18 protein-coding genes are annotated in these 18,746 nt (G+C 40.6%); 5 read left to right on the top strand and 13 right to left on the bottom strand.

What is annotated here, in order from left to right; all coding sequences use genetic code 11:
- Nucleotides 1-51 precede the first annotated feature (51 nt).
- From MTF67_RS07585 to MTF67_RS07560, 6 genes are all read right to left on the bottom strand, one after another.
- Nucleotides 52-402: a hypothetical protein gene (locus MTF67_RS07585; protein WP_248519182.1), complete on the bottom strand. Its 351-nt coding sequence runs from the start codon at nt 400-402 to the stop codon at nt 52-54.
- Between the two features lie 80 nt (nt 403-482).
- Complete coding sequence (locus MTF67_RS07580) at nt 483-851, bottom strand: hypothetical protein (protein ID WP_039037748.1); 369 nt, start codon at nt 849-851, stop codon at nt 483-485.
- A 242-nt stretch (nt 852-1,093) separates the two neighbouring features.
- On the bottom strand, nt 1,094-3,727 hold the full coding sequence (gene metH, locus MTF67_RS07575; protein ID WP_248519181.1) for a methionine synthase: 2,634 nt from the start codon (nt 3,725-3,727) through the stop codon (nt 1,094-1,096).
- A gap of 10 nt (nt 3,728-3,737) precedes the next feature.
- Nucleotides 3,738-4,808 (bottom strand): homocysteine S-methyltransferase family protein, encoded by a 1,071-nt coding sequence (locus tag MTF67_RS07570; RefSeq protein ID WP_248519180.1) that lies wholly within the window; start codon nt 4,806-4,808, stop codon nt 3,738-3,740.
- Entirely contained in the window at nt 4,798-5,745 is a 948-nt protein-coding gene (metA, locus tag MTF67_RS07565) for a homoserine O-succinyltransferase (RefSeq protein WP_006791480.1), read from the bottom strand. The genes MTF67_RS07570 and metA overlap by 11 nt, the downstream gene beginning before the upstream one ends.
- A 175-nt stretch (nt 5,746-5,920) precedes the next feature.
- Nucleotides 5,921-7,222 carry a M24 family metallopeptidase gene (locus MTF67_RS07560; protein ID WP_248519179.1) on the bottom strand — a complete coding sequence of 434 codons (1,302 nt, stop codon included), beginning with the start codon at nt 7,220-7,222 and terminating at the stop codon, nt 5,921-5,923.
- A gap of 176 nt (nt 7,223-7,398) precedes the next feature.
- Between MTF67_RS07560 and ettA the strand changes: the two genes are divergently transcribed.
- The 5 genes from ettA (at nt 7,399) to MTF67_RS07535 (ending at nt 11,855) form a co-directional block, all read left to right on the top strand.
- A complete protein-coding gene (gene ettA, locus MTF67_RS07555; protein WP_006791482.1) occupies nt 7,399-9,072 on the top strand; it encodes an energy-dependent translational throttle protein EttA in 1,674 nt (557 codons plus the stop codon).
- A 136-nt stretch (nt 9,073-9,208) separates the two neighbouring features.
- Nucleotides 9,209-9,577, top strand: coding sequence for a PilZ domain-containing protein (locus MTF67_RS07550; protein WP_248519178.1), 369 nt, complete (start codon nt 9,209-9,211; stop codon nt 9,575-9,577).
- A 53-nt stretch (nt 9,578-9,630) separates the two neighbouring features.
- Nucleotides 9,631-10,539 (top strand): histone deacetylase, encoded by a 909-nt coding sequence (locus MTF67_RS07545; protein ID WP_248519177.1) that lies wholly within the window; start codon nt 9,631-9,633, stop codon nt 10,537-10,539.
- Between the two features lie 62 nt (nt 10,540-10,601).
- Nucleotides 10,602-11,099 (top strand): TlpA disulfide reductase family protein, encoded by a 498-nt coding sequence (locus MTF67_RS07540; RefSeq protein ID WP_248519176.1) that lies wholly within the window; start codon nt 10,602-10,604, stop codon nt 11,097-11,099.
- A 90-nt stretch (nt 11,100-11,189) separates the two neighbouring features.
- Complete coding sequence (locus MTF67_RS07535; RefSeq protein ID WP_248519175.1) at nt 11,190-11,855, top strand: hypothetical protein; 666 nt, start codon at nt 11,190-11,192, stop codon at nt 11,853-11,855.
- 985 nt (nt 11,856-12,840) lie between these two features.
- Here the strand turns inward: MTF67_RS07535 and nqrM are convergent.
- The 7 genes from nqrM to MTF67_RS07500 all read right to left on the bottom strand — a co-directional run bounded on the left by nqrM (nt 12,841) and on the right by MTF67_RS07500 (nt 18,745).
- Nucleotides 12,841-13,053: a (Na+)-NQR maturation NqrM gene (gene nqrM, locus MTF67_RS07530; protein ID WP_010557000.1), complete on the bottom strand. Its 213-nt coding sequence runs from the start codon at nt 13,051-13,053 to the stop codon at nt 12,841-12,843.
- A 101-nt stretch (nt 13,054-13,154) separates the two neighbouring features.
- Nucleotides 13,155-14,183, bottom strand: coding sequence for an FAD:protein FMN transferase (locus MTF67_RS07525; protein WP_248519174.1), 1,029 nt, complete (start codon nt 14,181-14,183; stop codon nt 13,155-13,157).
- A 113-nt stretch (nt 14,184-14,296) separates the two neighbouring features.
- Nucleotides 14,297-15,520 carry an NADH:ubiquinone reductase (Na(+)-transporting) subunit F gene (nqrF, locus tag MTF67_RS07520; protein WP_010556998.1) on the bottom strand — a complete coding sequence of 408 codons (1,224 nt, stop codon included), beginning with the start codon at nt 15,518-15,520 and terminating at the stop codon, nt 14,297-14,299.
- 17 nt (nt 15,521-15,537) lie between these two features.
- Nucleotides 15,538-16,146 carry an NADH:ubiquinone reductase (Na(+)-transporting) subunit E gene (nqrE, locus tag MTF67_RS07515; protein WP_006791490.1) on the bottom strand — a complete coding sequence of 203 codons (609 nt, stop codon included), beginning with the start codon at nt 16,144-16,146 and terminating at the stop codon, nt 15,538-15,540.
- 10 nt (nt 16,147-16,156) lie between these two features.
- Entirely contained in the window at nt 16,157-16,789 is a 633-nt protein-coding gene (locus tag MTF67_RS07510; protein WP_006791491.1) for an NADH:ubiquinone reductase (Na(+)-transporting) subunit D, read from the bottom strand.
- A complete protein-coding gene (locus MTF67_RS07505; RefSeq protein WP_010556997.1) occupies nt 16,789-17,538 on the bottom strand; it encodes a Na(+)-translocating NADH-quinone reductase subunit C in 750 nt (249 codons plus the stop codon). The genes MTF67_RS07510 and MTF67_RS07505 overlap by 1 nt, the downstream gene beginning before the upstream one ends.
- The gene (locus tag MTF67_RS07500) at nt 17,531-18,745 is read right to left on the bottom strand and encodes an NADH:ubiquinone reductase (Na(+)-transporting) subunit B (protein ID WP_006791493.1); all 1,215 of its coding nucleotides are present in this window, start codon (nt 18,743-18,745) and stop codon (nt 17,531-17,533) included. Before MTF67_RS07500 ends, MTF67_RS07505 begins: the two co-directional genes overlap by 8 nt.
- Nucleotide 18,746: the final 1 nt, after the last annotated feature.

Here is an 18,746-nt window from a genome sequence, read left to right as displayed (position 1 = left end):
ACTAAGCAGTCATCCTAAAATATCTTGATTAGCTGAGGGATTAAGCTATAGCTATTTTTTTATGCCTCGTTCGGTTTTACAAACGATTACAATAGCGGTAATAAAATTAAAGAAAATACCAAGAACAAACCAAAGTAAAGCACTTCGACCTGTAGATTTAGCCCACCAAGCACTGAAAAAAGCAAAAAAGAATACAGCCAATGCACTACGATTAAATTCCTCTTCTAACTTTTCTGTGTCGTAAGACAAGCTCGATAGCTCATTCTCTAACTCGTTGACCTTTTTAGTTAATAGCATAATTTTTTCACTTTGCTCATTTTGTGCAGTGACTGTTTCTATAGGCTGAGCGTATGCCAATAATGAGCTTGCAACCCATATCATAATGCAGAGTATAAATTTCATTTTATTCCTTTAAATTATTTAAACTTAAACAGGCAATTAACCAAATGACGTTAATTGAGGTTGAGATAAAAAACCAGTATTTAAAGCTTTTCTTTGTTTATTAAAGCTCTTTCTTTAACTGCAGATTGGCGAATAAAAAACATTATTACGCAGCCTGCAATATTCCCACCTATTAATAAATTGAGTATGGCTAAAGTAGTTATTTGATTAACTTTTCTCTTAGATACAGCCCATAAATGCCAAAAAGCATAACTACAAAGGCCAAGTACTGCCAAAACTAGCGCAAATGGATGTACACTCCCTTTTTTGAGAACAATAAATACCATTCCAGAAGCAAGAATTAGTGACAAAACGCAAAGTCCGACCAGAAAAAGCTTTACGAAAAAACCCAGAGTCGAAAAACTAAATTCATGTTTAGTTTTATTTAGTTGAATAGTTTCTTTAGTCATAATATCCCTTATTAATAAAGTATAAACAGCTTATCAAATACCATTTGAGGTTCCTTCAAAATGGTTTCCATTTCCTCAACCAATAATTTCACTTAATAAACTTATTGTAAACAAGTAATTACCTAAATTTGAAAAGATATTAGATAGTGCTACGTAATAAAAAACGAGCCTAATTTGGCTCGTTTTTCTTTTAATGATAGCTGACAGCTAAAAACTAACCGCTTCACTATTCAACCACTTCGCTATGATTCCGGCTCATACCCCAAGTTCGGCGATAGCCACCTTTCGACCTCTGCGAGTGTCATATTCGTTCGCTTGGCGTAGTCTTCTACCTGATCCTTTTGCACAGCGGCTACGGCGTAGTATTTTGCCTCTGGGTGTGAGAAATACCAGCCCGAAACAGCAGCCCCTGGCCACATAGCGTACGAACTAGTTAGCTGCATACCAATGCGTTTTTCAGTATCGAGTAACTGCCAAATTTTCTTTTTCTCAGTGTGCTCTGGGCACGCTGGGTAACCCGGCGCTGGGCGTATACCTTGGTAGTTTTCGCGAATTAGCTCATCGTTACCGAGGTTTTCATCGGGTGCATAACCCCAATACTCTTTACGCACTTGTTCGTGCAGGTATTCTGCAAACGCCTCGGCAAGCCTGTCGGCAACCGCTTTTACCATTATTTTATTGTAGTCGTCTTGCTGTGCGTCAAACGCATTGGCTAAATCGTCTTCTTCTAAACCGCCCGTTACTGCAAACGCACCAAAATAATCAGGTGTACCTTTTGGCGCAATGTAGTCAGCCAAACAATAGTTAGCAAAGTCGGTTTTTTCGGTTTGCTGGCGTAAATGGCACGAGGTGTTTAACAGCTCTTTGCGGGTTTCGTCGGTGTAAATTTCTATATCATCGCCCACGCGGTTTGCAGGGAATAAACCTATTACACCCAATGGCTGTAAACTGCCTGCTTTTTCAAGGTCGTCGAGCATGTCGTTAGCGTCTTTAAATAAGCTTTGTGCTTGTTCGCCAACGACTTCATCGGTCATTATGCGCGGGTATTTACCAGCGATTGACCACGTCATAAAGTATGGGGTCCAATCTATATACTTACGCAACGTGGCGATTGATACATTTTTAAACTCAGTCACGCCCAGCTTTTTAGGTACTGGTGGCGTGTAGTTATCCCAATCAAGCTGTGCTGCGTTATCGCGGGCACGCTGGATTGTAACCGGTTTTGAACGTGGTTTTTTACGCGCTTGTTGCTCGCGCACTTTTACGTACTCGGCTTTAGTTTTTTCTAAAAAGGCAGGTTTTAGCTCTTTAGATAACAAGCTCGATACCACACCCACTGCACGGCTGGCGTTATTTACGTACACTACGCCTTTGTCGTACTGTGGCTCAATTTTAACGGCAGTATGCGCTTTAGAGGTAGTTGCGCCGCCAATCATAAGTGGGAGTTCAAAGCCTCGGCGGGTCATTTCTTTGGCTACGTGTACCATTTCGTCAAGCGATGGGGTAATTAAACCCGAAAGGCCGATTATGTCGGCTTTTTCGTCAATGGCTGTTTGCAGTATTTTTTCGGCAGGTACCATTACACCTAAGTCAATTACTTCGTAGTTATTACATTGCAGTACTACACCTACAATGTTTTTACCTATGTCGTGCACGTCGCCTTTTACGGTGGCCATAACCACTTTACCGTTGGTGGCGCCTTCTTCTTTTTCGGCTTCTATAAATGGGTCTAGGTAGGCAACGGCGCGCTTCATAACGCGGGCCGATTTAACAACTTGTGGTAAAAACATTTTACCTGCGCCAAATAAATCCCCTACCACGTTCATGCCGTCCATGAGTGGCCCTTCAATTACGTGAATAGGTTTATCGGCGGCTGCGCGGCATTCTTCTGTGTCTTCATCTATAAAGGTGGTTATGCCTTTTACAAGAGCGTGTTCTAGGCGTTTTTCAACAGGCCATGTGCGCCATTCTAAATCTTCTACCCGCTCAGCTTGTGCCATACCTGAATATTTAGGTGCAAGCTCTACTAAACGCTCACCAGCACCGGGGTCGGTGTTAAGTATTACGTCTTCTACGGCTTTACGAAGTTCCTCGGGGATATCGTCGTAAACCGCAAGCTGACCTGCGTTTACAATACCCATATCCATGCCCGCTTTTATCGCGTGGTATAAAAACACCGAGTGAATGGCCTCGCGTACAGGGTTATTACCCCTAAACGAAAACGATACATTAGACACCCCGCCCGACACTTTACAGTGTGGTAAGTTTTGCTTAATGCGGCGAGTGCCTTCAATAAATTCTACGGCGTAGTTGTCGTGCTCTTCTATACCGGTGGCCACGGCAAATATATTTGGGTCAAAAATAATGTCTTCTGGCGGGAAGCCAATTTCTTCGACTAATATTTTGTAACTGCGTGCACAGATTTCGTATTTGCGGTCTGCGGTGTCGGCTTGGCCGTCGGTATCAAACGCCATAACAACAGCGGCTGCGCCAAAACGTTTAATAATTTTAGCTTGGTGTTTAAACGGCTCCTCACCTTCTTTAAGCGATATTGAGTTAACAATAGCCTTGCCTTGAATACATTTAAGGCCTGCTTCTATTACTTCCCATTTAGAAGAGTCGACCATAATAGGCACTTTTGAGATATCAGGTTCTGAGGCAATTAAATTTAAAAACTTCACCATGGCCGCTTTTGAGTCCAGCATGGCTTCGTCCATGTTTATATCAATAACTTGGGCGCCGTTTTCTACTTGTTCGCGGGCAACATTCAGGGCGGTTTCGTAATCTTCTTCCATGATTAAGCGTTTAAACATGGCAGAGCCTGTTACGTTGGTACGCTCGCCGACATTGGTAAATACTGCAATTTGTTGGGTCATTGGCGGCTCCTTAATTTAAGTTACAGGCTTCAAGGCCTGATAAACGCATGCGAACATCAAGCTCTGGCAATGCGCGAGGTTTTACCCCTTCAAGCCCTTTAGCGAACGCACGAATATGCGCAGGCGTTGTACCACAGCAACCACCCACAATATTAATAAAGCCCGATTTGCCCCAATCTATAATCTCGGCAGCCATTTCAGGAGCCTGTAGGTCGTACTCACCAAATTCGTTAGGTAAACCGGCATTTGGGTGTACTGAGGTAAATGTTTCGCATACCCGCGAAAGCTCTTCTACGTATTGGCGCAGTAAATCTGGCCCAAGGGCACAGTTAAGGCCAATTGAAATAGGCTTAATATGGCGAATAGAATTATAAAATGCTTCGGTTGTTTGCCCCGAAAGCGTACGCCCTGAGGCATCGGTAATAGTGCCTGAGATCATTACAGGTAATGTGCGCCCTGCTTGCTCAAAGGCTTCTTCTACTGCGAATGAGGCGGCTTTTGCATTTAGGGTGTCGAATATGGTTTCAATAAGTATTAAATCAGCGCCGCCTTCCATTAATGCAAGGGTAGACTCTACATACGCAGTAACCAGCTTATCAAACGTTACGTTTCGGTAACCTGGGTCGTTTACATCTGGCGAGATAGAACAGGTTTTAGATGTTGGCCCTAAAACACCGGCTACATAACGTGGTTTTTCTGGATTTATAGCGGTGAACTCGTCACATATTGCGCGCGCGAGTTTGGCCGACTCAAGGTTTACTTCACGGCTTATGCTTGCCATGTCGTAATCTTCCATCGAAATGGTGGTTGAGTTAAAGGTATTGGTTTCAATAATATCTGCACCGGCAGTTAAAAAGCCGCGGTGTATATCGGCAATTAACTCGGGTTTGGTGAGGCTTAATAAATCGTTATTGCCTTTTATTAGCACGTGCCAATCTTTAAAACGCTCGCCTCGGTAGTCTTCTTCTTCAAGTTTATGAGTTTGGATCATAGTGCCCATAGCGCCGTCTAAAATTAAAATACGCTCTTTAAGCGCTTCACTTAGTTCGGCTTGTTTGTTGGCGGCTGTATTATTCGGCATAGTTGTTAGTCCTCACATCTTGGCTAACTAAATTAATATCATACGGTGTGGTTTGATACACGTAGTAATTTAACCAGTTCGAAAAAAGTAAAAAAGCATGGCTTTGCCACGTTTTTGACGGTTGCTTGCTTGCATCATCATCGGGAAAATAGTTTTCAGGTTTTGGCGCATCTGGGCTTTTTTGTAAATCACGCTCGTACTCCCCTTTTAGGGTGTCGGCATCGTATTCTGGGTGGCCTGTTATAAATACTTGGCTACCCGATTTGTTTTTTAATAAGTAAGCACCCACTCTTTCAGAGCCTGCTAATACAACGAGATCATCACACGCATTTATTTTTTTTATATCAATGTGCCCATAACGTGAGTGTGGTACTAAAAAGGTATCGTCAAAACCGCGAGTTAATGCCCCGTGTTTAAAATGGCATTGGTGAGTAAATACACCACACAGCTTATTGGGTTTTAAGTCGCGCTTTAAATTATAGCTATGGAATAGCGCTGCATGAGCCGCCCAACACGAAAACAATGTTGAGGTAACATGTTGCTCTGCCCAATCAATAATGACTTTTAGCTCTTCCCAGTAAGCAACATCTTCATACTCTAAGTGCGCAAGCGGTGCGCCTGTAACAATAAGCGCATCGTAGTTGTTATTTTTTACCTCTGAAAAATAGCGGTAAAAGGTATCTAGGTGTTCTTCTGAGTTATTACTGCTACGGTGAGTGTCTAGGCGCAGCAGCTCTACGTTTACTTGCAAAGGAGAATTTGCAAGTAAACGAATAAACTGTACTTCGGTTTCTACTTTATTAGGCATTAAGTTTAATATAGCCAAACGCATTGGGCGGATTTCTTGCGTTTTTGCACGGCTTTTTGGCATTACGAATACGTTTTCTTGGCGCAAACGTGCAATGGCTGGAAGCTCATCCTTTACGGTAATTGGCATATTTTTAACTCCTACTCATAAAAACTTGTGCTAATTATGAACTGAAAGCAAAAAATATCAACCTCTAGATGTATAGATGTCTAAATGAAATTTATTCATTATTACTTAAGTATGTGGCAAGCAATGAGTCACCCCCTTAAAAAGAGGCTTAACTCACTGCATTTAAAATAATGAACTAATTATTGCCCACTAATATTAAATTTTGCTGAGGGGGAATTAAATATTCAGCGCCGTTTTTGGTAATTACAGCCATTTCTTCAACAGAAATGGTTTTAAACTCGGTGTTGTCTAAAGGCCAACTAAAAAAGCCATCAAAAGCAAACACCATTCCTTCTTTAAGTTTACGATGAGCAGCAGGCCTTACTTGGGCACTGCGAGAGCCACCTAAATTGGGCCCGGTATCGTGTGCAACATACCCAACTGGATGGCCGGTACTCCATGGCACAGGTTCTGAGTTGTATTTATTCATTAATACGGTTTGAGCTTGATCTACGTCTATACCCTTTACGCCGGGTTTCATTGCATTAAATGCCGCAAAACCGCTATCTCGGGCATTAATCCAATATTGCTGAATGTTGGCTGGTGCAGAGGTTTCCCCTTCTTTAAGTACATAAGCAAAACGCTGAATGTCACTTACCCAGCGATTGTAGAGCTTTACGCCAAAATCAATTTGAATTACGTCGCCCGGCATAATGACTTTATTTGTAGAATGCGAATGCCCGCGATCGGGACCTGAATTTACGTTAGGATTTTGATCGGCAGCCCATGCATCGGTTACACCTTGTGCTTTCATTTTAGCTTTTAAAAATTTAGCTACCTCGGCATCGGTGGTTTTACCCGGAATAATAGTTTTATAAGCCTCTATTTGCCACGTTGCTGAAAGCATTGCGGCCTCTTTCATTATTTCAACTTCAGCAGGTAACTTAATTGAAAGCCATTGATAAACAACTTCTTCAGACGATACGAGCTTTGCTGTTTGCTTTGCGCCTAATAAGTTAGCTAATTGCTTGTATTGCGAGTGCGATAACCCATCTGCCTGTGCATTAAGATCAGAGACATTTATTGCTATACGCTCAAAAGGTTGTTTTTTTATAAACTCAGCCGCGTATTTTAACGCAGACACACTGCGTGGCACCGAGATCACTTTTTCATGTATGTTTAGCTCGTCGAGTGCTTTTGCTTCGCTTGAAGGTGAGTAGGCTACCGAATGAAACGCCCCTTTATTAAAATAAAATAAATATGCCGCTGGCGAACCTGCGTTTTCACAGCCAATATGGTCAGCCAATGGGTCGTTGTTATTTTCTCTACAAACAATAAGCCAAGCATCTACCTTAGCTGCTTTTAAAGCGTTTGGCAGGAGTTTATTTATTCTTTGTTTTCTTATTTCGGGCCAAGGAGAATCGACTGCGTTAGCTTTGGGGTTTGTGGTAAATAACGTAAGTAAAGCCAACATTGTTATTACTTTTTCTATAGTCATGGGTTTTTCTTATTTTTACTATGGTTTAAATACGTTAGCACACCCAAATAAAACTATACATTTAACGAGATAAAACGATAAAGATATATTCCCACCCGCCATTCGTTGACTGTTTCACCTCTCAACAACTACAATACAACATTAAAATTTTTATTATTATTTGAAGGCTTTCCTCCATGGTTTTACCTGATAAGTTTATTTTCTCGATGAGTCGAGTATCTAAAGTTGTGCCGCCTAAGCGTACAATTTTAAAAGATATTTCGTTGCACTTTTTTCCTGGCGCCAAAATTGGTGTGCTTGGTTTAAATGGTTCTGGTAAATCATCATTGCTACGTATTATGGCCGGTGTTGACCAAGACTTTGAAGGTGAGGCACGTCCTCAGCCTGGTACTAAAATTGGTTACTTACCACAAGAGCCAGTACTAGACGAAAGCAAAACAGTACGAGAAATAGTTGAAGAAGCTGTTGGCGAGGTAAAACACGCCCTTAATCGCCTTGATGAGGTGTACAATGAGTACGCAATGGAAGGTGCTGACTTTGACGCACTGGCTAAAGAACAAGGTGAATTAGAAGCAGTTATTCAAGCGCACGATGGCCATAATATCGATAACGTACTAGAGCGCGCTGCCGATGCACTTCGCTTACCTGAGTGGGATGCTAAAATTGAGCACCTTTCAGGTGGTGAACGCCGCCGTGTTGCTATTTGTCGTTTGTTACTCGAAAAACCAGACATGCTTATTCTTGATGAACCAACTAACCACTTGGATGCAGAGTCGGTTGCATGGTTAGAGCGCTTCTTACATGATTACGAAGGTACTGTTGTGGCAGTAACGCATGACCGTTACTTCCTTGATAATGTTGCTGGCTGGATATTAGAGCTTGACCGTGGTGAAGGTATTCCATGGGAAGGTAACTACTCTTCTTGGCTAGAACAAAAAGACGCGCGCTTACAGCAAGAACAAAAATCTGAAAAAGCACGTCAAAAATCAATTGCGCAAGAACTTGAATGGGTGCGTTCAAACCCTAAAGGTCGTCAGGCTAAGTCTAAAGCACGTATGGCGCAGTTTAGCGAGCTACAACAATCAGATTACCAAAAACGTAACGAAACAAACGAGCTATTTATTCCACCTGGCCCACGTTTAGGCGACCAAGTATTAGAAGTTACTAACTTACGTAAAAGCTTTGGCGACCGCGTATTAATAGACGACTTAAGCTTTACCATGCCTAAAGGCGCTATTGTGGGCATTATTGGTGCCAACGGCGCGGGTAAATCTACACTATTTAAAATGTTAAGTGGCGAAGAGCAGCCAGATAGCGGTAGTGTTAACGTTGGTGAAACCGTACAACTAGCAACGGTTGATCAGTTCCGCGACGATATGGACGAAAGCAAAACAGTTTTTCAAGAAATATCTGACGGACAAGACGTTTTAAAAATTGGTAACTTTGAATTCCCAAGCCGTGCTTACGTTAGCCGTTTTAACTTTAAAGGTAACGATCAGCAAAAGTTTGTAAAAGACTTATCGGGCGGTGAGCGTAACCGTTTACACCTTGCTAAATTATTAAAAGCCGGTGGTAACGTAGTGCTACTGGATGAGCCTACCAATGACTTGGACGTTGAAACATTACGTGCACTTGAGAATGCTATTTTAGAATTCCCAGGCTGTGTAATGTGTATATCGCATGATCGTTGGTTCCTTGACCGTATTGCCACACACATTTTAGATTACCGCGACGAAGGACAAATTAACTTTTTCGATGGTAACTATACTGAATATGAAGAGTGGCTCAAAAAGACCTACGGTGCAGAAGCTGCACAACCTAAGCGTATAAAATACAAAAAAATTGGTTAATTGCTAAATTAACTGAAATACCTTTAAAACCCTGCTTTACGCAGGGTTTTTTTATAACCGAAAAACATCCGTTAATTTCGTGCTAGCATCTATTTAATTACAGGCTATGATTAATAAAAAACAATAAGGCAAAGTTATGCAAGAACGTCGTCAATTTTCTCGTATTTTATTTTCAACCGATGCACACATAATTTTTCAAGAAAATGAGTACCCATGTACCCTGCTTGATATTTCATTGCACGGCGCGTTGATCAGTAAATGTGATGTGTTAAATGATCAAACAGAGAACGATGCAATACTGCGTTTTATTTTACCCGACAGCGAAATTGAAATAAAAATGGAGACAACGATTTGCCATATAGAAGCCAATCACATTGGTTTAAAGTGTAAGCATATTGATATTGATAGTATTACCTATCTAAAAAGACTCATTGAACTCAACTTAGCGGACGATGAATTACTTCACCGCGAATTAGCCATGCTTATTCACGACTCACAAAAATAGACACTTTGAGGGGAGTTGATTACCATAGGGAAAACTTTATAGCCTGTGTGAATATGACTCTAAACCCTCATTTACCATTAGTTTACCATCCAAACTACTCGTTTAGTTTTGATCCTAAGCACCGCTTTGCAATGAGTAAGTTTGCTAATCTATACACACACGTTAAAAAACTAGGCTTAATTGGTAATAACCTCACACAACCTGTTTTAGGCTCTCCCGAGCCTTTAGAGTTAGTGCATTGCGACAACTACATTCACGATTTATGGAACAATCGCTTAGACGATAAAGCCATGCGTCGTATAGGATTACCTTGGTCAGCTCAATTAATGGCGCGCACATTTACTGCCCCGCAGGGCACATTACAAACCGCTCGCTTAGCGCTAAAACACGGCATAGCCTGTCATCTAGCAGGAGGCACGCACCATGCGCACTTTGATTTTGGCTCAGGATATTGCATGGTGAACGACTTAGCCTTTACCACCCAGACCTTGATTAATAGCGGCGAAGTAACCAACGTGCTTATTTTTGATTTAGACGTACATCAAGGTGATGGCACCGCTGCTATGCTTGCGCATCAGCCCTATGCTTATACCTGTTCAATACACTGCGAAAAAAACTTCCCGTTTAGGAAATCGGCTAGCGATTTAGATATTGGCTTAGCAAATCATATGCAAAATGCCGAATACTTAGCCATTGTTGACGATACCTTAAGCTACTTACTTAAAGAACTGAACCCAAGCTTAGTACTGTACGATGCCGGTGTAGATATTTGGCAAAACGATGGCTTAGGTAAATTAGATATAAGTTGGGATGGGATAGCTAAACGCGATCATTTGGTTTTAAAACGCTGCCTTGAGCACAACATACCAGTGGCAACAGTTATTGGTGGTGGTTACGATAAAGATCATCTTCGCCTTGCACAGCGCCATGGCATTGTAGTTGAACAAGCAGCACGCTTTTAATATGAAATAAAAACTTAATATTGTCGTTCTTATTTGCTAACTAGAATAAAAAAGACACCACAATGAAACACATTTTTATAGTTATAACACTTACCATTTTTAGTTTTGCGGTATTTGCAGAGCAATCTATTCAAGACTCAAACCATCCTGAACTCCCCCCCTTAACATTAAACATGGCCGATGGTACAAGTATAAAAACACAAAACCTATTAGGCGAACCGTACATTCTGCACTTTTGGGCTACATGGTGCCCTTATTGCAAAAAGTTACAACCCGCCCTTCAAAAAATACACGACATGGGCTTAAACGTAATAGCTGTAAGTTTTAAAGAAGATGATAACGCCTTCCCCGCCAAAGCATTAACCAATAGAGGCTATACATTTAAAACCGCAATACAAGCAGATAAAATTGCGACACAACTAGGAGTACACGGCACACCCACTACGTTATTTATAAATGAAAAAGGGCATGTTGTTTGGGTGACCAATTCATCAAACCCAGATAATGCAAATATACATTTGAAAGCCCGCACTCTACTAAACTCAATTAAAGCTAAATAGCTTAATAATTAAGGGAGTTAATGCGTATTAAAATATGAGTTATATAAACTTTATACTACAATTTAAGCTCATAAATTAATTGGGGTTATTATGCGTTTACTATTTAGTTTATTATTGCTTTTGCTAAGTACTACAGCGTTTGCTGAAGAAGAAAAAGTAGAACTTCCACCATTAGATCCTAGCTATAATGCAGTTCACCCCATGGCACTTGTGAATAGAGGGTCTTCTATTTTTGCTATTAATCTTCCTTCTTATAGATCGCCACATGACTTGCAAGTTGTCTACGAAGTTAAAAATTCAAACGTTGCTTTTTTAAACTTTGCGAAAAATGCCGACATGATCACTATTAAGCCGCAAAAGTTTAATATTCAACATTTAATGCGCGGGGATGAAATAACAATTACAGCCGACATATACGAAGGTGATTACCGCCAAGGGGGCACTTTAATTTATGAAGCTAAACAACTTGAGCTTGATAAGCAACTGTACGCCAGAGAACTCAATGAGCTAAGCGAATCTTCGCAATGGCATGAGTACGATATGATTGAGCTAAATGGTACAGAGCGTATTTATGTACATAAAATTCAAAAAGCACCAAGCTTTAACCACCTAATTTTTGTGGACCTGGTTAATGCCTGTATGCAGAAAGTTCGCACATCAAAACGAGTTCCTCCTGAAAACGAACTTACTTATAAATTTATAAACTGCGGAACCTTAAAACCTCTTTTTTACGATGGCGAAAGTTTACTTAAATAAAATAATTATGCCTAGGTATGATTGATAGGTACGAAGTTAATAAGAAAAAATGAAAGAAAAGGTATTTAAAACTGTTACATATACTGTTGATTAGTAGCTATAGGGAACAAAACTTAGCTTTGGGGCAGCAAAATAAAAACGGCTTAAACTCAACATAATTGAATTTAAGCCGTTTACACACTAATAATATCTTCACACACAATATAAAGATTCTGGTTTTAACTGCGTGGCAATTGTAGGGAAATAAAAACAACCCAAGCTAAGTCACCACCGAACTTGAGTTGCCTTTCACACTGACAACATCTTCACACACAATATAAAGATTCTGGTTTTAGATTGCGTGGCAATTGTAGGGAAATAAAAACAACCCAAGCTAAGTCACCACCGAACTTGAGTTGCCTTTCACACTGACAACATCTTCACACACAATATAAAGATTCTGGTTCTAACTGCGTGGCAATTGTAGGGAAATAAAAACAACCCAAGCTAAGTCACCACCGAGCTTGAGTTGCCTTTCACACTGACAACATCTTCACACACAATATAAAGATTCTTTGTGTTAGTTATACACTAACGAATTCTGGCCATTGCCTATAAACACATTTTACTTTGCTAAAGCTACTGATTAAGCTCTTAGCCGTGTCTATGGGTTAACTTTAGAGTTATTACTCAAATTTCACAAGCGATAAAAATAAACCTGATAGATGAAAAAAACTAAACTATAGACCTTAGTCTAATAGCCATGCTTTAAGTAACGAAATATTTGCCTGTAAGGCACTCGGTAAATCTTTACTCTATTAGGCATAGAACAACTCAATGCCCCTGTATGAAACTAAGTAAACCATTATTCTTTAATGTTATTTATGGCAAAACCAGTCTGTTTCTTATTAAGTAAAATGAATTTTTAAGTTGAATGTGTATTCGTTCCCTGAACAGCAGGCACAAAAAAAGCGCTATAAAAGCGCTTTTTGTTCTAAAAAAATATTTAAATTATTTGGTTTTCTTTCCAAGCTTGCTCTTTAGCTAAGCGCTTTTTTCGCTTGTCACAAGGATCATCGCAATCACAGGCTTTATCGATGCCTACCGAGCCTAATCCACCGCAGCTGCTGGCCATCGATTTTCTTTGCACGATCATACCTACAGCCATTGCTGTAACAATTAAAATTAGTAAGCCAAAAGTAAGAAAAAAAAGTGACATTGCTTAGCCCCTATTGATCAGCAATAAATTAAGCCCAAACTATTTTTGAGCAGTTAATATTATATACCCAACCTCTATGGAAATAAACCAGCTTTGAATACTTACAAGTAGGGTTCAAATGCAGGGCTTGAATACGTGACTAAGCCATCAGGCGATTTAGCAATTAAATACACTGCTAAGTTATTAGCTTGTGCATAAGCTTGTGCTTTTTCCATACCCATAACTGTTAAAGCAGTTGCTAAGCCATCTGCGGTCATTGCACTTGGGTGTAATACTGTTACAGAAACTAAGTCGTGCTTAATTGGCATTCCTGTTACAGGGTCAATCAAATGGGTGTATGTTTCGCCATCCATTATATAAAAGATACGGTAATCCCCAGATGTAGCAATTCCCATAGTGCCTGGTAGTAAAATTCGGTGCACTTCACGCTTACCTGGCTCTGCATCTGGTTGTTCTATTGCAATTACCCAGCCTTGTCCATTTGGCTTTTCGCCAGACATACGCAGCTCACCGCCAATCTCAACCATGTAATTAGTAATGCTATGGCTTTCTAGTAATTGCGCCACTTTGTCTATGCCGTACCCTTTAGCAGTTGCAGAAAATGATAGTTCTAGTCCATCAACTGTTTTTGCTAAACCTTGTTCATTTAATACAAGCTTATCTACACCAATATTTGCAACCATTGCCTGAAGCTCATCATCAGTGGGTCGTTTGGTCGGCTTTTTATCAGGGCCAAATCCCCATAAATCAATCAATGGTCCCATTGTTACATCAAGTGTATTGGTAGACTCTCCTATACGAATGGATTCGCTTATAACGGCTCTGAAGTCTTCACTTATTGGCATAAATTGATTTGCTGGCAAACGATTAAATGTATTTATCTCCGAGTCTTTAATGTATGTAGACATAGACTGGTTTACATCGACTAATACAGCATCTATTTGTTCTTGTATTTGAAGAGCAGGCATTGCCTCTTGCTCGTCATAATATTTAATATGATAGGTAGTCCCCATGGTTTTACCTTCTAAATAGGTTTCCTTTGGGACCGATTCTGCGCATCCAGATAACAGTAAAGTCAGCGTAATAATAAATAAGGCGATTATGCCCTGGGGAGTATTTACTTTGTTCATAACAACCCTACTTAATAGGTTAAAAATTAATAAATAAAAATAAAAAAGCCTCGTAACACAGAGTGCTACGAGGCTGATATTTTAACCAAAACTAATCTGTTTTGATATGCGTGTTAGCCACCGAAATCATCTAATAAGATATTTTCGTCTTCAACACCTAAGTCTTTAAGCATATTGATAACTGCCGCGTTCATCATTGGAGGACCACACATGTAGAACTCACAATCTTCCGGCGCTTCGTGGTCTTTAAGATAGTTCTCAAATAACACGTTGTGGATAAAGCCAGTATAGCCTTCCCAGTTATCTTCAGGTTGTGGATCTGAAAGCGCTGTGTGCCAAACGAAGTTATCGTTTTCAGCAGCTAGGCCGTCAAAATCTTCAACGTAGAACATTTCACGCTTAGAACGCGCACCATACCAAAAACTCATTTTACGCTTAGAATTTAAACGTTTAAGTTGGTCAAAGATATGTGAACGCATCGGTGCCATACCTGCACCACCACCTACAAATACCATTTCAGCGTCAGTTTCTTTAGCGAAGAACTCACCAAATGGACCTGAAATAGTCACCTTGTCACCTTCTTTAAGTGACCAAATGTACGAAGACATTTTACCACAAGGTAAGCTTAGGTTTCTTGGCGGCGGCGTAGCGATACGCACGTTAAGCATGATGATGCCTTCTTCTTCTGGGTAGTTAGCCATAGAGTAAGCACGAATTGTTTCTTCGTCTACTTTTGACTCCAGGTCAAAGAAACCAAAATGATTCCAGTCGCCACGATACTCTTCAGGAACATCGAAATCTGCGTATTTAACATGGTGAGCTGGTGCTTCTATTTGGATGTAACCACCCGCACGGAAAGGCACTGATTCGCCATCTGGAATTTGTAGCTTAAGTTCTTTAATGAAAGTTGCTTTGTTATCGTTAGAGATAACTTCACAGTCCCATTTTTTAACACCGAAAATTGACTCTTCAAGTTCAATTTCCATGTCATTTTTAACATTTACCTGACACGCTAAACGACAACCTTCGCGGGCTTCACCTTTAGAGATGTGATCAAGTTCAGTTGGTAGAATATCGCCGCCACCTTCTTTAATGTGAACGCGACACTGACCACAAGAGCCACCGCCACCACATGCAGAAGATACGAAAATACCCGACTCAGATAGTGCACCTAATAGCTTACTACCTGCTGATGTTTTAATGGCTTTGTCTGCATCGCCATTAATACCGATGATGATATCACCGCTTGCAACTAGTTTAGACTTAGCACCAATGATGATTAAAACTAGTATTACAACGATAGCGATAAAAACACCAACGCCTAAGAAAATATCCATGATTGACCTCGCTATTATTACAGTGAAATACCAGAGAATGACATAAAGCCAAGACCCATCAAGCCAACAGTGATAAAGGTAATACCTAAACCACGTAAACCATCTGGTACGTCTGAATACTTCATTTTCTCACGGATACCTGCAAGTAATGTAATTGCAAGCGCCCAGCCCACACCAGCGCCAATACCATATACAACAGACTCGCCGAAGTTATAGTTACGCTCAACCATGAAGGCTACCGCACCAAAGATTGCACAGTTAACTGTGATCAATGGTAAGAAAATACCTAATGCGTTGTATAATGGTGGAAAGAACTTATCTAATGCCATTTCAAGAATTTGCACTAGTGCTGCAATAACACCAATGAAAGTTAAGAAACGTAAAAAGCTAAGATCAGCTTCTGGGTAACCAAGCCACTCAAGTGAACCTGGAGCTAATACCGCGTGGTAAACCAAGTTGTTAACTGGTACAGAAATACCAAGTACAACAATAACCGCTACGCCTAGGCCAATTGATGTAGTTACTTTTTTAGACACGGCTAAAAATGTACACATACCTAGGAAGAACGCTAAAGCTAAGTTTTCAATAAAAACGGCTTTTACAAATAAACTAATATAATGTTCCACTTATCGCCCCTTACGCTTTAGCTTCTACTTGGTCTTTCTTATAAGTACGAAGTACCCAAATGAATAAACCAATGATGAAGAATGCACTCGGTGGTAAGATCAATAGACCCATAGGTTGGTACCAACCACCATTTTGTACTAATGGAATAATATCAACACCGAATAGTGAACCCTTACCGAATAGCTCACGAATGAAACCAACAGTAAGAAGAACTACAGAGTAACCTAAGCCGTTACCAATACCATCAAGGAAAGACATTAATGGTGGTGACTTCATCGCGTATGCTTCAGCACGACCCATTACGATACAGTTAGTAATAATCAGACCAACGAATACAGAAAGCTCTTTTGCCGTAGCATAAGAGAAAGCCTGCAGTACTTGGTCAACAACAATTACTAATGACGCAATAATCGTCATTTGTACGATAATACGCACTGACGATGGGATGTGATTACGAATAGTCGAGATAAAAAGGCTTGAAAATGCGGTTACCAAGGTCAATGCGATTGACATGATTAATGCGTTTTTTAAGCTAGACGTTACAGCCAACGCAGAACAAATACCGAGTACTTGAAGTGCAATTGGGTTGTTAGCGAAAACTGGCCCAAACAGGACCGCCTTCATTTCTTTAGTATCAGCCATTATTTCAATGCTCCATTACGTACTTTAGCAAGGAAAGGGCCAAAGCCGTTTTCGCCAGTCCAAAAATCAACCGCGTGATCAACACCGTTAGATGTTAATGTAGCACCTGAAAGACCATCGATTTTATGCTCATCACCGCCCGCAGTTCCTTTAACGATCTGGATTGGTAATTCTTTACCTTCCCACGTTGCAGTCCACTGTGGGTTTTGAATTTCACCACCTAGACCAGGTGTTTCGTTGTGCTTATAAAAGATGATGTCTTTAATTGTTTCACCATCGCTTTCAAGCGAAATAAAACCGTACATCAAACCCCATAAACCATAACCCTGGATAGGAAGAATAATTGCATCTGTAGAGCCATCGTCTTTTTTAGAGATGTAAACAGGTGCACGCTTAGTGATACGTTGTATACCAGCGATGTCCTTAATTCCATTCTCTTTTAAAGATTTGCTCAGCTCTGCATCATATTTGCTTTTTTCAAAGTCAAAGTCTTCTACAGGGTCTGCAAAATCACCGCTTTGCATATCAATAAAGCGTGTTTCGATTTTAGCTTCAAACGTTTCAGCAACGTTATCAACTTTGCTAATACCCGCGGCTGCTAAAATATTGCTTTGAATATCTTTTGCTTTGTTTGCTTTTTGCAAAGGGCGAAGTTGCACTGACGTTAGCGATACAATTACTGCACACACCAAACATAATGAGACAACAACAGCTAGCGTTTTGCCAATTGATTCGTTATTACTAGACATTACGTGCCAACCTCCGCTTGATATTAGCTTGCACTACAAAGTGATCGAATAATGGTGCAAACAAGTTAGCAAACAAGATTGCCAGCATGATGCCTTCAGGGTATGCAGGGTTAACAACACGGATCATGATAACCATAAAGCCAATAAGCGCACCGTATGCTAATTTACCTTTATCAGTAAATGCAGCAGATACAGGGTCAGTAGCCATAAAGAACATACCAAATGCAAAGCCACCTAGCACCATGTGCCAGTACCAAGGCATAGCAAACATTGCATTAGTTTCTGAGCCAATTGTGTTTAGTATTGATGAAGTGATCACCATACCTAGGAATACACCTAGCACAATACGCCACGAAGCAATGCGAACGTAAATTAAGAATAAACCACCAATAAGTACAGCAAGCGTTGACGTTTCACCCATAGAACCTTGGATAAAGCCGTAGAACGCATTCCACCACATTTGCATGTTAGCGTAACCTAAGTCACCACCTAACGTACCTGCAAATGCTTGACCTAGCATAGTTGCACCAGAGAACGAGTCTACGGCAGTCCATACTGTGTCACCTGAAATTTGCGCTGGGTATGCGAAGAATAAGAACGCACGACCTGCTAGGGCAGGGTTTAAGAAGTTACGACCAGTACCACCAAATATTTCTTTTGCGATTACAACACCGAAAGTAATACCTAGTGCAACTTGCCATAAAGGAATTGTGGCAGGCAAAATTAGTGCAAATAGCACTGATGTTACGAAGAAACCTTCATTTACTTCATGCTTACGCACAGAAGCAAACAACACTTCCCAAAAACCACCAACAACAAACGTTGTTGCATAAATAGGTAGGAAGAAACACGCTCCGTAGAACATTTTTGCGCCCCAACCTGCATCGGCAGTCAAATCACCACCTAGTAGCTGGAACAAACCTACTTGCCAAATGTTAGCTAGCTCAAAACCATTACCAAGCGCCATAGCTGCTTGATGACCGATGTTGAACATACCAAAAAACATGGCAGGGAACGTCGCCATCCACACTAAAATCATCATACGTTTTAGGTCGATGTTATCGCGAACGTGAGTTGAACCTTTGTTTACATAACCTGGTGTGTAAAAAATAGTCGCGGCTGCTTCATACAGTGCGTACCATTTTTCGTGTTTTCCACCTGGTTCAAAATGCGGCTCGATATCTTCTAAGAAAGTTTTTAAACCCATT

Origin of the sequence: Pseudoalteromonas sp. 2CM32C, from assembly GCF_023161925.1 — a bacterium.
Classification (GTDB): domain Bacteria; phylum Pseudomonadota; class Gammaproteobacteria; order Enterobacterales; family Alteromonadaceae; genus Pseudoalteromonas; species Pseudoalteromonas marina.
This window is presented reverse-complemented; position numbering and strand designations above follow the sequence as displayed.